This is a genomic window from Caballeronia sp. LZ043, from assembly GCF_031451075.1.
Lineage (GTDB): Bacteria > Pseudomonadota > Gammaproteobacteria > Burkholderiales > Burkholderiaceae > Caballeronia.
This window is the reverse complement of record NZ_JARUXT010000011.1, coordinates 22,646-36,357: the sequence shown is the minus strand read 5'-3', so window position 1 is coordinate 36,357 and position 13,712 is coordinate 22,646. Positions and strand designations below refer to the sequence as shown.

Below are 13,712 nucleotides of genomic sequence, written 5' to 3'. Positions count from 1 at the left end.
TCCTCAATGCTGAATGATGGTGCGAAGTCCGGAAGGCTTGACGACGAGAACCAGCACCATGAGTGCGAAGACGACGATTTCGCTGCCCTGGTCGATGAAGATCGTCGACACCGCTTCCGCGACGCCGACAACGATGGCGGCCGTCAGCGCGCCCCACACCGAGCCGAGTCCGCCGATGACGATGATCGCGAAGGCGATCACGACCATCTGGACATCGAGGGTGGCATTGACGGCGCCCCGGGGCGCGGCGACGACACCCGCGACCCCGGCAAGCAGGGCCGAAAGCGCCATGACCTTGGTGCGCAGCACTTTCACATCGACGCCGACTGCACCGAGCATGGCCGGATCGTCGACGGCCGCCCGGATCAGCCTGCCGGTCCGGCTCCTGGCGAGCAGATACCAGAGTCCGCAGGAGACGATGGCCGTCACCACGATCACGGCCACCTGATACTGCGCGATGCGAATCCCGCCGACTTCGACAAAGCCGCGCAGCAGATCGGGCGCCGCGACCGAGCGGGGCAGGGAGCCGAACATCCAGCGGATCAGGTTGTTGATGACGAGAACCAGCCCGAACGTCAGAAGCAGCTGCCCCCAGATGCCGCCCGCATAGACTCGTCTGAAGAGCGAGACTTCCAGCGCGGCGCTCAACACCACCATGATCACGGGCACGACCAGCAGCGCGACGGGCAGCCCGAGGTTCGGGCCGAGCTGCATCACGATGGTGGTGGCGGAGAACGCCGCGATCATGAAGAACGACCCGTGCGCGAGATTGACGACGCCGAGCGCGCCCCAGACCAGCGTGAGCCCCGACGCGACGAGGAAGTACAGCGCGCCGGTGGCGATACCGGTCAGGATTTGAGCGAAGAACAATTGCAGGGACATCGGCCGCTCCTCGTCGAGTCGTGATTACTTGCCGCGCATGGATCGCAGGGCCTCTTCGGTCGGACGGACCGTCTGGCCGGGGATGATGTCCGTGATGTTCAATACGGGCTGACCGAATGCGGGATCCTGCGCAACGGTGCCGATATAGATCGGCACCTCGGCCTGATGATCGAACTTGCCGATGCGGAACGCGCCTCGTACCGACTGGAATTCGCCGTCGTCGAGCGTCTTGATGACGTCGGCCGGTTCGATCGATTTCGCCCGGGTCGCGGCTTGCGCCCATGTCATCACGCAGTCGTAGGCCAGCGTCGTCCAGTCAGACGGGTACGAGCCGTACACCTTCTTGTAGCCTTCGATATAGGCCTTGCTCTCCGGCGACGACGTGAGGAGCAGATTGGCCGGCGCTCTCTGGAAGCCTTCGGTGCCGACCGCGGCATCCGCGCCGAGGGCTTTCAGCGTGTTGCCGTCATAGAGCGCCATGAACTTGTTGTCGATCTGCTTGAAAAAGCCCAGCGCACGGGCCTGCTTCGTGAAGGTGATGAGATCGGAGCCGAACAGGAAGGTCCAAACGTAGTCCGGCTTGGCCGCCAGAATCTTGTTCAGCGACGCGGAGTAGTCCGTCGCCCCGAACTTCGGATATTCCTCGACGACGATCTCGGCCTTCGGATTGAGTTCCTTGATCGACTGCTTGAAGCGGTTCGCGCCCGAGCGCCCGCCGGCGTAGTCCGCCGAGACCACGGCGTAGCGCACGTACGGCTTCTTGGCGAGGCGCGCGGCGAGCGCGCGCGCTTCCATGTACGAACTCGCGCCGATCTGGAACACGTAGGGATGGAAGTCCTTGATCGTGATGTCGTCCGAGTTGGCCGAGTTGGCGCACATCGGCACCTTGAAGCGGGCCGCCACAGCCTTGCTCACGGCGATGGCGCTCGCGGACGATTGTGGCGAAGTCAGGAATTTGGCGCCGTCGCGCACGAGGCTGGTCGCCTGATCGACGGCGCGCTGCGGATTGGTGCCGTTGTCCTGATAGCGCAGATCCAGCTTCTGGCCGAGCACCCCGCCGCGATCGTTCACCACCTTCACCGCGTATTGCGTGCCGTTGAGGACGTCGCGTCCGACATCGGCGGCGGCGCCGCTCAGGTCGAAGGAACCTGCAATCGGGATCGTGCCTTCGGCGCGCACCAGGTTCGGAGACGCGAATCCGCCCATCACCGTCAGCATCGTGAAACATGCAATGCGCATCCTGCTCATGGTGTCCCCTTCCTTTTCTTGTTCAAGCTCTCGTACGCAGCAGCGTCGACGCTATCGGTTGTGCAGCGAGCTTTCCGTCACGGTCCGGAGCACATGAGCATCCGGGTGAACGCATTACATAGGCGAAGCCGGCGACAGACAACACACGGTGCGCAACTGTTCCGCGATGCGAAAGTGCGCCCGATGCCGCTACGTCACGCGGCGGACTTCCGCTCCGCCGCGTTCCTCGATCAGCTTGAGAATCGACGAGAAGTCCCGCTCGCCCCAGCCTTTCTGCGCGGCCTCGTCCCAGATCTGCGCGGCGGCCTGCATGACCCGGGCCGGCACGCCCAGCGTGGTGGCCTCGTCGAGGCCGAGATGGACGTCCTTCTCGACGATCGAGAGTCGTGCGCCGAAGTCGAAGCTGCGCGGCAGCGCCACGCGAGCCAGGATGTCGTCCGCCGAGGCGCTGTGTCCGGTTCCGGCGCGCAGCACCTCGAACATGACGGCCGCGTCGAGCCCGGCCTTGGCGCCCATCACGAGGCCCTCGGATGCGGCGACGAGATTGGTGGCCATCAGCGTGTTGTTGATGAGCTTCATGAGCTGCGCCTGGCCGGGCCGGTCGCCGAGCACGTAGACCTGCTTGCCGATGCGCGCGAGCCACGGCGTGACCTGCGCGACAGCCTGCGCCGGACCTGCGGCCATCATCGCGAGCCTGCCTTCGCGCGCGGCCGGCGGGCCGCCGCTGATCGGCGCGTCGACGGTCTGGATGGATCGTGCGGCCAATCCATCGGCAATCGATTCGATGCAGGTCTTGCCGATCGTCGACATCTCGACATGGACGCGGATCGCGCTGCCCTGCGCGACGCCTTCCGGACCCAGCGCGACCGCTTCGGCGACTTCGCGGCTCGGCAGGCAGGCGAACACGATCGCGGCGGCGTCGGCGACCTGGCGCGGTGAATCATGTGCGATGGCGCCCCGGGCGACCAAGCGGCTGGCCGCCGCCGGAGAAGGGTCGTGGATATGCAGGGCGACATCGTCGGCGAGGAGGCGCTCGGCCATCGAGCCACCCATCTGACCGAGCCCGATGAAGCCAATTGCTGTCTTGTTCGGCATGGGAATCCTGATTCTGGATGCGCGTCGTGTGCTGCCGGGGGGCTGCGGGGCCGCAGGGCCGCACGTTCGGTTGATCCGGCGGAACTCAGTCCGGGTAGTAGTGCATCTCGAGCAGGACGCATCCGCCCTCGGAGCGGATCGGTCCGTGGGGTGTGCCGGGCGGCCGGCGCACGAATGCCTGTTCGGTGAACGTGCCGAAGGCCGCAGCCTGCCGGATGCCGTGGACATCGCCGGAGAGCAGGAACGTCTCTTCGAAGTAGTCGTGAACCAGCGGGTCCCGGGTTTCGACGCCCGGGGCGAACCGCACGAGGCGCGTGCGCCGGCCCTTTTTGCCTGGTTCGTCGAAATCGCTGGCGAGCGTGAGCACTTCGACGCCTTCGAAGCCGGCCAGGGGTTTCCACCCGGTGGAATCGATGAGGCTGAGGGTATCGGTGCTATTGCCTGGCGTATCCATGTTCCTTCCTGTTACGCGTGTTCGATCCGGTTCATCGCGCGTTGGCCGTGACCGCGCTTGCGCTGACATCGCCGCGCGGGCTTGAAATGCCTGATCTGCTGTGTCGATGGTAGGAAGGAGCGGAAATCGCGGTCAACCGGGCGGCACGATGAGTTCCGTACATTGGAAGCTGGCGCGGTCGCGGGGGGAAAGGACGAACCGCTGCGTCGGCCTTGTCCGGAAGTCGACATCTTCCGCCGTTGTCCGCGCTCATATGACGCCGGACAATTGAGTCCGTGATCGAGTGGTTCGCGGCCACGTCCATGCCCGATGTGCGGCTTGGAGCAACGTCCTCCGGAGCCGAGCTGAAGATTCAACAGGAGTATTCGATGTCCGTATCACGCACGCCAGGATTTTGTGCCCTTTGCAAGTCGCGTTGCGGATCAGTCATGGTGACTGAAAAAACGGGACATTCATCGGGCAGGAGCCGAATCCCGAACACCCGACCGGCGTGGCCTTGTGCGTGAAAGCTTCACGCGTGATCACCGATCGGCCGTGAGATAACATCTCGAAGACTGTGTGCAAGGCTTCTCTCGTCGTCGGTGAAGTCGAGCCGGCCATTCACTGCGCCAGATCGGCAGCGGCAATCTCGATGATCCAGTCGACGAACGTCCTGATCGCCACAGTGGCACGGCCTTTGGGATAGACAATCGAAACCGGCACCGGACGGCATCGCGCCTGTGCGAGCACTTCCTTCAACCGCCCGCTTTGCAGATACGGCGCTACCGCGAACTCCGAGACCTGGATCAGACCGAGTCCTTCGAGACCGCACTGAACGTAAGCCTCGGTGTCATTGATCGAGAAGCGGCTGCGGAGCGTCATGCTCATATCCTTGCCGTCCACGCTGAAGCGCCAGTCGAGCGGCCGGCCGGTCGCGTTCGACAGGTAGTTGACGATACGGTGAGCGCTCAGCGCGGCCACGGACTCCGGCTCGCCATATTGCTTCAGATAGCGAGGCGCAGCGCAGGTCAGCCAGGCGAGCCTGCCTAACGGTCGCGCGATGAGACCCGAGTCCGCGAGCGACCCGGTGCGAATCACGCAATCGATACCCTCGTGGATGAGATCGGAGGGACGATCGCTTAAGCCGAGCACCAGCTCGATGTCGGGAAAGCGAACCTCGAACTCATGCAGGCGAGGCAACACGATTGAACGGCCGATGACCCCCGGCATATCCACCCGAACCCGCCCGCGTGGTCCGGCCGCGGTTGCCGAGAGCTGGCTTTCCGAGTCGGCGACCTCGGCCAGAATGCTCTGGCAGGAAGCCAGGTAGCGCGCGCCCGCCTCGGTGAGGCTGAGACTTCTCGTGCTTCGGCGCAGCAGGGCGGTGCCGAGATGCGCTTCGAGATTCTTCACGATCGTCGTCACCGATGATCGTGGCATCGACAGCGTTTCCGCCGCCTTGCTGAAGCTTCGTGCTTCGACGACTCTCACGAACGTTGCCATTGCCAGAAGTTTGTCCATGAGCGGTCTGCGCAGCGAATGCCGATAACGCTTCCATGTTACCAACCCTGCGCGCTGCTCGCGCCATCGCTTTCTGTATTCACACGCGACGAACAATGAATAGCGCTTGCACACCTACACTCCGAAGCGTTCAAGGCTCATCTTCATGCGATGTCATGCGTCGCGGAGCCGTTTTCACCACGTCACGTATTCTCATCAGGTAATGCATATGTCGAACGACAACTCGATTCTTGTTCTGGGCGCCGGCGAACTAGGCATGGCGATGCTGCGAAGTCTCTCCGGGCAGATCGGGCACGCGGACAATGTCTCGCTCGCCGTGTTGCTACGTCCCTCGACGATCGCGTCCGACAATCCAGGCAAACAGAAGGACATAGCCGAATTGCGCGAACTGGGCCTCGAATTCGTTGCGGCGAATCTCGCCACGCAAACGCGCGCCGAACTCGCCGCCATCTTTCGCCGGTTCGATACGGTCATCTCATGCACAGGCTTCGCAGGCGGCCCGGGCGTGCAGATCAAGATTGCGCACGCGACGCTGGATGCCGGCGTCAGGCGGTATTTCCCGTGGCAGTTCGGCGTGGACTACGACATCATCGGCAGGGGCAGCGCCCAGGATCTGTTCGATGAACAACTCGATGTGCGCGACCTTCTGCGCGGCCAGTCGCAAACCGAGTGGGTGATTGTTTCGACGGGCATGTTCACGAGCTTTCTGTTCGAGAAGTCGTTCGGTGTCGTCGATCTCGACACGCATACCGTGAACGCGCTCGGAAGCCTGGACAATGCGGTGACCGTGACCACCGCCGATGACATCGCCGCGCTGACTACGGAGATCCTTTTTGCGACGCCGTCGATCTCGAATCGCGTCGTGCATGTCGCGGGCGATACGGTGACGTATCGAGAGGTAGCGGATACGGTTGACCGGCTGCTGGGCATCAAGGTCCAGCGCAAGGAATGGACCGTGCCGGAACTCGAGCGGCAGCTGGACGAGGCGCCACACGATGGATTGCGAAAGTACCGCGTGGTGTTTGCTCAGGGGCGCGGGGTGGCGTGGGACAAGCGACAGACGTTCAATGCGCAGCGCGGTATCCGGGTGACGTCGCTGGAAGAGTGGGTCAGGGAGACGATGACCGAGGTATGAGGCGTACGTGGGAATGCGTGGAGCGCCGGTCGTAAATGAAAAGCAGCTTATAGCGTTGTCACTCCGCGCTGTCCGGATGTCGGGTTTGTTCTTCAGGTTGGTCTCACGCGGCCGAAGGATCGGGCTTGAACGAAGCGGGGCGCCTCGCCCCGATGTGTGCGGTAGGTGCCTGCCGATGCGCCGATTGTCCCGCTCGGCCTGGAGCGCCTGCGCCAACTCCAACGCATGACCCAGTTGACGCTCAACACCTTCGACATGCGCGCCGAAGGGAAAACCGGTCTGCCCTTCCGCGAATGAGCCTTGATGGGAAGCGTGTCACGCGACCGGCAATCCCTGGCGGAAGCGCCGCATTCGCGTCGCGCCCGTAAACCGGACATCACCGGGTGACAGTCGCTTGTGGAAGAAAGTCGTCCCACAAAGCTTGCCATCAGGCGTGTAGCCGCAGTCTGGCACTTCGCCGACCCGCTGCCAGCCCGCGCGTTCGTAAAGTCGTTCTGCGTCGCTGCCTGTCTCCGTATCGAGCAGCAGGACCGATTTGGCAGCCTCGCGCGCGACATCTTCGACTGCCGCCAGCAAGCTCGCAGCGACGCCTTGCCTTCTCGCATCGCGACGCACCAGCATCTTCGAAACATCCGCGCGCTGGGGTTGATTCTCAGGAAAAGAGGTAATCAACTGCACGGTACCGACGATTCGGCCATCGAGATCTTCCGCAATCAGCAAGACTCGCTCGCCGCGAGCCACATTGCTCGCGGCACGCTTCCAGAACTCGATTGCCTTGTGCCTGGCAAGCGGCAACATGAAGCTGACTGCCGCCCCGCCTTCAACGCAGTCGATCAGGACATCGGCAAGAGGTTCGACATAGGCCGTGACTTCGTCCGCTGAGAGCATTCTCACGCGTGCTGCACCACTCATCCTGGACTCCTCGAATTCATCAATGACGTCGGGCTTTCAATGGAAGCGACGCGGCGAGTAGGGCGCCGGATCGATGGACGGCTGTCTGGACGTAATGAGATCGGCCAGCATGCGCCCGCTCGGCGGTGCCGCAGTCATCCCGTAGGTCCCATGCCCGAAGCAAAGCCAGAGGCCTGGCTGTTCGCCTGCCGCGCCGATCGCCGGCAGACTGTCCGGCGTCGACGGCCGCTGTCCGGTCCAGATTCGATGCGGCGCTTCGATCAGCGCGGGGAACAGTTCCCGCGCCTGCTGCAGCGCGTGCAACGCGCGCTGTTCGTTCGGCATGCCGTCGACGCCGCCGAATTCGACGCTGCCCGCGATGCGCAGGCCGTCGAGCATCGGCGTCAGGCCGATCGCGCGACCACGATGAATGAAAGGCACACCGATCTTCACCCGCTCGGTGTCGACCATCACGTGATAGCCGCGCTGGCTCTCGAGCGGAATGCGGATGCCGAGCGGCGCCAGCAGCTGCATAGACCATACGCCGCCCGCCACCACGACGTCGCGTGCGCTGTGATTGCCTGTCGAGGTGAGGATCAGCCATTCGCCGTTTTTGGGAATCAGCTTCAGCACCTTCTCCCGATGAAACGTCCCGCCGTGCTCGACGATCCGTTCGGCTAGCGCGCGATTGAGTTCCGCCGGGCTCACGGTATGTGCGTTCCCTTTCTTCAAAACGCCGAACCGCACCGCTGCGTCTATTCCCGGATAAAGACGCTCGATGTCGGCGCGAGAGAGGGTCTCGACGTTCAACCCGTAGCGCTCGGTCAACTGCCGCTCGACGTCGGCGGCCGATCCCTGCGGCGGTACGTCGCTGAGAATCGCCTCGCCATCCTCTCGAATGTAGCGGCAATAAAGCTCGTCTCCGAGCAGACGACGCCATTCGATCAGCGCAGGGGCATGCAATGCGTGCAGGCTCTTCGCGAGGGTCGTCATGCGGTCGATCTGGCCGGCTCGCAGCCACTGGATGAACCACGGCAGAGCCTGTGGCGCATAGGCCGGATGGATGGTGAGCGGACCAAGCGGGTCGCGCAGCCAGCCCGGCACCTTGCGCAGCATGCCGGGTTGCGCGCCCGGCATGAAGCTGTCAGGCGAGATGAAGCCGCCGTTGCCGAACGACGCGGCGCCCGGCGACGGCAACGGATCGACGATCGCGACCTTGCGTCCAAGCAATTGCAGATTGCGCGCCACAGACAGTCCGGCGACGCCGCCGCCGATTACCATCACTGTATCGACCATTGCAAGAAGCCCCGTTCCAAAGCTGTAAGTGCGGCCATCAGGCCAGCAGCCGATCGAGGAACGATCGGGTTCTGTCCGTCTGCGGATTCGAAAAGATCTGCCCGGGCGATCCGTCCTCGATGATGCGGCCACCGTCCATCACGACCACGCGATCGGCGACCTCGCGCGCGAAGCCCATCTCGTGCGTGACGACCACCATCGTCATGCCGGACTTCGCGAGGTCCTGCATCACCTTCAGTACTTCGCCGACCAGTTCCGGATCGAGCGCCGAAGTCGGTTCGTCGAACAGCATGATCTTCGGCTGCATCGTCAGCGCCCGCGCGATGGCCACGCGCTGCTGCTGGCCACCCGACAATTGCGACGGATAATGCTGCGCCTTGTCGGCGAGACCGACCCGCTCCAGCAGCGTGAGCGCGTCTTTCTCGACGCTCGCCTTCGAGCGCTTCAACACGACCTGCGGCGCGAGGCACAGGTTTTCGAGCGCGGTCATGTGCGGAAAAAGATCGAAATGCTGGAACACCATGCCGATGTCGCGACGCCGCAAACACACTTCGCTCGGCTTGAGCTCGTAGATCCGGTTGCCGTCCTGCCGATAACCGACCAGTTCTCCATCGACGAAAAGGCGTCCGGCGTTCACGTGTTCGAGGTGGTTCATGCAACGCAGCAGCGTCGACTTGCCCGAGCCGGACGGACCGATGATGCAGACCACCTCGCCCTGATGGACGCGCAGGTTGATGCCGCTCAGCACTTCGAAGGCGCCGTAATGCTTGCCGACCTCGCGTGCCTCGACCATCACCTTGCGGCGCTGCGCAGCGGCGTCGGTGTCTGGAATGGCATTCATCATTTCTCCTTCTTCATCACTTTCACCGACTTGTTCAGACGCTTCTCGATCCGGCTCTGGACCAGCGTCAGCACGGTCGTGATCGCGCCGTACCAGATCACCGCCACCATCAGCAGGGGAATCTGCTCGAAGGTGCGCGCGTAGATCACCTGCACGGTCGTGAGCAGTTCGGTATAGGCGATCACGCTGACGAGCGAAGTCGCCTTGACCATCGAGATCACTTCGTTGCTGAGCGGCGGGATCACCACGCGCATCGCTTGCGGAAAGATGATGTGACGCATTGCGCGCAACGGTGTCATGCCGAGCGCGAGCGCCGCGCGGCTCTGTCCCGCCGACACCGACAGGATCCCCGATCGCACGATCTCCGAGACGTACGCGGCCTGCGCGAGACCCCGGCCGAACACGGCCGCCGCCCTCGGCGGGAGGACCTTGTGGGAGGCGATCAGCTTGATCGACGGGCCGAACGGAATGCCGATGGACAAGGTCGGCACCAGCGCAGAGAAGAAGTAGATGAAGAGGATCATCACGAGCGGCGGAATGCCACGGAAGATCCACGTGAAGCCGGCGCTCGACCACGACAGCAGCGGATTCTCGGATAACCGCATGATCGCCAGCAGGATCCCCAGACCGATGCCGACGATCTCGGCGAGCACCGTCAGCAGCAGCGTGTTGCCGACGCCCGCCAGAATCGGCGCGCTGAACAGATAGTCGAGCACGGTGCGCCATTCCCAGCGCGGATTGGTGATCAGCAGATCGGCGATCGAGAGCAGCACGAACAGCATCAGCGCCGCGCACAGCCAGCGGCCCGGATGGCGCAGAGGCACGACCGTGAATTCTTCCGGCGGCGACGCCTGCGGGCGCGTGTCAGGCGGCACGGTCGGCGGCGCTTCGGCGGCGCGTGCTCCCGCGCCATACGTTGATTGATTTCCCATGATGGCGGTGCGCGTCAGAGCCACGCGTCGTTGATGCTGATCTTGTCGGCTCGCGTATCGCCTTGTCCCCACTTGTCGAGGATCTGCCGATATTTGCCGTTGGCCTGCAGTTGATCGAGCGCCGCCTTGACGGCGTCACGCAACTGCGTGTTCTGTTTGCCGACCGCATAACCGAGCAACGCGATGATGCGCATGTCGCCGACCTGTTCAAGCGCGTTCGGATACTGCTTGACCGCGTACGCGACCTGGGCGGTGTCGCCGGACCATACGTCGGCGCGTCCCGAGCGCAACGCCAGCACGGCGCCGGATGCATCGGTGAACGTCTGGATGTCGAGGGCGCTGCCTTGCGTCTTGCATTTGGCCTGCTGCGCCGACAGCTCGCGTTCCTGGAAGGTGCCGCGCACCGCCGCGACGGTCTTGCCGCACAGGCTCGACAAACCTTTGATGCCCCCGCCGCTGCCTTTCGGCGCCGCCATGCCGACACCCGCTTTCACGTAGTCGACAAAATCGACTTGCGACTGGCGCGCTTTCAGATCGCCGATCGAACCGACCGCGAGATCCGCGCGGCCTGCGGCGATCGACGGAATCAGGCTGTCGAAGGTGCCGGACGTGAGCTCGAGCTTCACGCCGAGCGCATCGGCGACCGCCTGTGTCAGATCGATTTCCATGCCTTCGAGCGTACGTGCGTCCTTGCCCGCATAGATCATCGGGGGACTGTTCGGCGACGCGATCACGCGCAGCGTGCCGGCCTCGCGAACCGATTGCGGCAGCGTTTTCGTCAGCGCGGTATCCGCGTGCGCGGACATCGCGACGGCTTGGCTCAGCGCAACCATCAGCGCCTGCATGACGAGCTTCGAGCACCCCTTCATGGCATTTCTCTCCTTTCGATCCGCAAAGTTTGCCCGCCTGACGGCGGCGCCGAATTCAGCCCAGGTTCGCGTTGACGACGATTTCGATCCGCATGCCTTCCAGCATCAGTTGCTTGACGACGACCGTCGCGCGCGCGGGATACGGATCGGCGAAGGTCTCGGTCCAGATCGCGTGCATCGGCGCCCAGTCGGCGGGATCGGTCAGATAGACCTGCACCAGCATCACGTCGGCGAGCGTGCCGCCGGCCGCCTGCATTGCGCGGTCGAGCTTGTGAAATACCTGGCGTACCTGAGTCTCGATGCCGCCGTCGACCAGCGTGCCGGTCGCGCTGTCAGTCGGGGTCTGCACGGTCAGGACCTGGCCGCCTTTGCGGACCACGCCGGAGATCGGGTGACCGGGGCGTTTCGGTCCGACGTCGATGCTTTCGAACATGTTGTCTCCGTAAGTTATTCTTTAGCGCATAGGGTCAGGCATGCATCAATCTGCGCGTAATCCCTTATGAATCAGGGACCAGCGAGTGAGTAAGCGCACCTTATCACTCCGATTTTGCCGGCGGAACTGCGATTTTCGTTATGCTGGCATGCGTTTGGTTATAGGAGGTGGACTTGAAGCGTGGGCAATTGCAGTTGAAGCACGTGGCGGCGTTTCGCGCGGTGATCACCGGCGGCAGCGCCTCGGCGGCAGCGCGCGCGCTGGGGCTGTCGCAGCCCGCGGTCAGCAAGATCATTGCGCAGGCGGAGGACTACGCGGGCATCCGCCTGTTCGACCGGCAGCTCGGACGGCTGATCCCGACGCCGCTGGCCTACCAGCTGTACAACGAGACCAACGTGCTGTTCTCGACCATCGATCACATCGATCAGATCGTCTCGCGCGTGATCAACAGCGAAGTGCAGCCGATCGCCCTTGGCTCGGTGCCGCTGATCGCGGTGTCGCTGCTGCCGAAGGTGCTGCCCGACTGGCAACGCCGCACCGGGCGGTCGATTCTGATCTACACCTATGACACGCCGAATCTGCTGAACGTCCTGGCGACGCGGCGGCTGGAGATCGGCGTCGCGGTCGGGGGGCAGCCGAGTCACGGGCTCGAGACTGCCGCGCTGATCCGCAGCCCGATCTACAGTGCGATGCCGAAGGACCATCCGCTCGCGCAACGGCCGCTGATCCGCGCGAGCGATCTGGATGGCGTCAATTACGTCAGTCTCTCGCGAGTCGAGAGCGCGCAGGCGGGCATCGACCGAATGTTCCTGGTCGAGAACGCGCGGCCCAACGAAGTGATGCAGGCGCCGCTGATGGCGGCGGCGATCCGGATGGCCGAGGAGGGCGTCGGTGTGACCCTCACCGACGTGTTCGGAATGGACGTCGCCCGACGCGACCGGCTGGTGTATCGGCGCTTCGAACCGGCAATCTTCTTCGATTACTTCGCGGTGTGGCCCAAGGATCGGGAAGCGGATTTCGATCGTGACGAGCTGATCGCGCTATTGCGGCAAGCTGCGAGAGGCATGCTCGAGGATGCTGAGAGACTCGTCGATGCGGTTTGACGAAAGTCGTTCAGCCCCCACGGCTCCTAAAGAATGAATGCCTAACGCCGATCAGGAAACGACTCGTTCGCGAGACGAACGAGTTCCCCGGAAGCGTACGCAGCGAACGTTTCGATCAACGCGAAGGGCCGCGCGATCTTCGGCCGGATCAGCCAGATTTCGAATTCCATCTTCGGCTCGAATGCGCATACGACGAAGTCCGCTCCGGCATTGTTGTAGACGCTGATCGGATCCACCACTGCGACACCCATGCCGTTCGCAACGAACGCGCAGGCAGTCTCGGACTGACCGACTTCGATCTGAATACGCCGCTGCACATCCGCTTCCTCGAAGATCCTGTCTATCTGGAAGCGCGAATGGTCCTGCGGCCCGAGCGCGACAAAAGCCTCGCCATCCAGATCCTTTGCGCGAATGAGCCGCCGCGCAGCAAGTCGATGCCCCTTCGGCAGAATGCAGACCCCCCGCAAGGTGCACACATAGGTGCTGTTGAGTTCGGGCCGATCGCCCGGCAATACGCTGAAGCCGAGATCGACCTGTTGCGTCGCGATCGCGTCGAGAAGCGAGTTCGACCGCATGCTCTCGACGCTGAACTTCACATCGGGCCGATCCTTGCAAAACGTCGTGACGATTCCTGGCAGCACGCGCCGCGTGAGCACCGGAAACGACGCGATGCTGAGCGCCCCCCACGACTGGTCGCGCAGCGCCTTGGCGACGCCCGCCACGCGCCCGACGCCGATGAACATGCGCTGCACCTCGGCATAGAGCACCTCTGCCTCGCGGGTAGGACGCATTTTCGTGCCAGCGCGTGTGAACAGGGAAAACCCGCAATTGCTTTCGAGCTGTGCGATCAACTGGCTCACCGCCGGCTGCGATACGCCCAGCAGACCGGCCGCTGCGGTCAGGCTTCCGGCGGACATGGCGGCCTGGAACGCCTCAAGTTGACGAACATTCATGACTCGATGCCTGCATAAGCCAGCCTTATAAACAGTGAATTTTGTCCTATTTGACTATTATAGGACGCGATCGAAGAATA

14 protein-coding genes and 1 pseudogene are annotated in these 13,712 nt (G+C 63.4%); 3 read left to right on the top strand and 12 right to left on the bottom strand.

What is annotated here, in order from left to right; genetic code table 11:
• Positions 1-3 precede the first annotated feature (3 nt).
• The 5 genes from QCE64_RS34520 to QCE64_RS34500 form a co-directional block, all read right to left on the bottom strand.
• A complete protein-coding gene (locus QCE64_RS34520) occupies positions 4-882 on the bottom strand; it encodes a branched-chain amino acid ABC transporter permease (protein ID WP_309917646.1) in 879 nt (292 codons plus the stop codon).
• Positions 883-906: 24 nt separating this feature from the next.
• Complete coding sequence (locus tag QCE64_RS34515; protein ID WP_309917643.1) at positions 907-2,130, bottom strand: ABC transporter substrate-binding protein; 1,224 nt, start codon at positions 2,128-2,130, stop codon at positions 907-909.
• Between the two features lie 189 nt (positions 2,131-2,319).
• Positions 2,320-3,225 carry an NAD(P)-dependent oxidoreductase gene (locus QCE64_RS34510; RefSeq protein WP_309930567.1) on the bottom strand — a complete coding sequence of 302 codons (906 nt, stop codon included), beginning with the start codon at positions 3,223-3,225 and terminating at the stop codon, positions 2,320-2,322.
• 85 nt (positions 3,226-3,310) lie between these two features.
• Positions 3,311-3,679, bottom strand: coding sequence for a cupin domain-containing protein (locus QCE64_RS34505; protein ID WP_309917637.1), 369 nt, complete (start codon positions 3,677-3,679; stop codon positions 3,311-3,313).
• A 600-nt stretch (positions 3,680-4,279) separates the two neighbouring features.
• Positions 4,280-5,293 carry a LysR family transcriptional regulator gene (locus QCE64_RS34500; RefSeq protein ID WP_310008711.1) on the bottom strand — a complete coding sequence of 338 codons (1,014 nt, stop codon included), beginning with the start codon at positions 5,291-5,293 and terminating at the stop codon, positions 4,280-4,282.
• Positions 5,294-5,387: 94 nt separating this feature from the next.
• On the opposite strand from QCE64_RS34500, the gene QCE64_RS34495 reads away from it, so the two are divergent.
• Complete coding sequence (locus tag QCE64_RS34495) at positions 5,388-6,314, top strand: aromatic alcohol reductase (RefSeq protein ID WP_310008709.1); 927 nt, start codon at positions 5,388-5,390, stop codon at positions 6,312-6,314.
• Positions 6,315-6,479: 165 nt separating this feature from the next.
• On the top strand, positions 6,480-6,611 hold the full coding sequence (locus tag QCE64_RS34490; RefSeq protein ID WP_309917628.1) for a hypothetical protein: 132 nt from the start codon (positions 6,480-6,482) through the stop codon (positions 6,609-6,611).
• A gap of 90 nt (positions 6,612-6,701) precedes the next feature.
• Here the strand turns inward: QCE64_RS34490 and QCE64_RS34485 are convergent.
• The 6 genes and pseudogenes from QCE64_RS34485 to QCE64_RS34460 form a co-directional block, all read right to left on the bottom strand.
• A pseudogene (locus QCE64_RS34485) lies at positions 6,702-7,226 on the bottom strand (GNAT family N-acetyltransferase); the annotation flags it as partial.
• A 36-nt stretch (positions 7,227-7,262) separates the two neighbouring features.
• Positions 7,263-8,501: an FAD-binding oxidoreductase gene (locus QCE64_RS34480; protein ID WP_309917622.1), complete on the bottom strand. Its 1,239-nt coding sequence runs from the start codon at positions 8,499-8,501 to the stop codon at positions 7,263-7,265.
• Positions 8,502-8,538: 37 nt separating this feature from the next.
• A complete protein-coding gene (locus tag QCE64_RS34475; RefSeq protein ID WP_404987861.1) occupies positions 8,539-9,294 on the bottom strand; it encodes an amino acid ABC transporter ATP-binding protein in 756 nt (251 codons plus the stop codon).
• Between the two features lie 47 nt (positions 9,295-9,341).
• On the bottom strand, positions 9,342-10,274 hold the full coding sequence (locus QCE64_RS34470) for an amino acid ABC transporter permease (RefSeq protein WP_310008707.1): 933 nt from the start codon (positions 10,272-10,274) through the stop codon (positions 9,342-9,344).
• Positions 10,275-10,288: 14 nt separating this feature from the next.
• A complete protein-coding gene (locus QCE64_RS34465; protein ID WP_309917614.1) occupies positions 10,289-11,143 on the bottom strand; it encodes an ABC transporter substrate-binding protein in 855 nt (284 codons plus the stop codon).
• Positions 11,144-11,198: 55 nt separating this feature from the next.
• Positions 11,199-11,576, bottom strand: coding sequence for a RidA family protein (locus QCE64_RS34460; protein ID WP_309917610.1), 378 nt, complete (start codon positions 11,574-11,576; stop codon positions 11,199-11,201).
• 173 nt (positions 11,577-11,749) lie between these two features.
• Between QCE64_RS34460 and QCE64_RS34455 the strand changes: the two genes are divergently transcribed.
• On the top strand, positions 11,750-12,679 hold the full coding sequence (locus tag QCE64_RS34455) for a LysR substrate-binding domain-containing protein (protein WP_310008705.1): 930 nt from the start codon (positions 11,750-11,752) through the stop codon (positions 12,677-12,679).
• 41 nt (positions 12,680-12,720) lie between these two features.
• Here the strand turns inward: QCE64_RS34455 and QCE64_RS34450 are convergent, their stop codons facing one another.
• Positions 12,721-13,632 (bottom strand): LysR substrate-binding domain-containing protein, encoded by a 912-nt coding sequence (locus QCE64_RS34450; protein ID WP_309917603.1) that lies wholly within the window; start codon positions 13,630-13,632, stop codon positions 12,721-12,723.
• Positions 13,633-13,712 lie beyond the last annotated feature (80 nt).

Coding starts and splice junctions, on each gene's coding strand:
- QCE64_RS34510 (WP_309930567.1), bottom strand. CDS start 3,225: ATGCCGAACAAGACAGCAATTGGCTTCATCGGGCTCGGTCAGATGGGT.
- QCE64_RS34520 (WP_309917646.1), bottom strand. CDS start 882: ATGTCCCTGCAATTGTTCTTCGCTCAAATCCTGACCGGTATCGCCACC.
- QCE64_RS34470 (WP_310008707.1), bottom strand. CDS start 10,274: ATGGGAAATCAATCAACGTATGGCGCGGGAGCACGCGCCGCCGAAGCG.
- QCE64_RS34505 (WP_309917637.1), bottom strand. CDS start 3,679: ATGGATACGCCAGGCAATAGCACCGATACCCTCAGCCTCATCGATTCC.
- QCE64_RS34475 (WP_404987861.1), bottom strand. CDS start 9,294: ATGGTCGAGGCACGCGAGGTCGGCAAGCATTACGGCGCCTTCGAAGTG.
- QCE64_RS34495 (WP_310008709.1), top strand. CDS start 5,388: ATGTCGAACGACAACTCGATTCTTGTTCTGGGCGCCGGCGAACTAGGC.
- QCE64_RS34450 (WP_309917603.1), bottom strand. CDS start 13,632: ATGAATGTTCGTCAACTTGAGGCGTTCCAGGCCGCCATGTCCGCCGGA.
- QCE64_RS34515 (WP_309917643.1), bottom strand. CDS start 2,130: ATGAGCAGGATGCGCATTGCATGTTTCACGATGCTGACGGTGATGGGC.
- QCE64_RS34460 (WP_309917610.1), bottom strand. CDS start 11,576: ATGTTCGAAAGCATCGACGTCGGACCGAAACGCCCCGGTCACCCGATC.
- QCE64_RS34465 (WP_309917614.1), bottom strand. CDS start 11,143: ATGAAGGGGTGCTCGAAGCTCGTCATGCAGGCGCTGATGGTTGCGCTG.
- QCE64_RS34480 (WP_309917622.1), bottom strand. CDS start 8,501: ATGGTCGATACAGTGATGGTAATCGGCGGCGGCGTCGCCGGACTGTCT.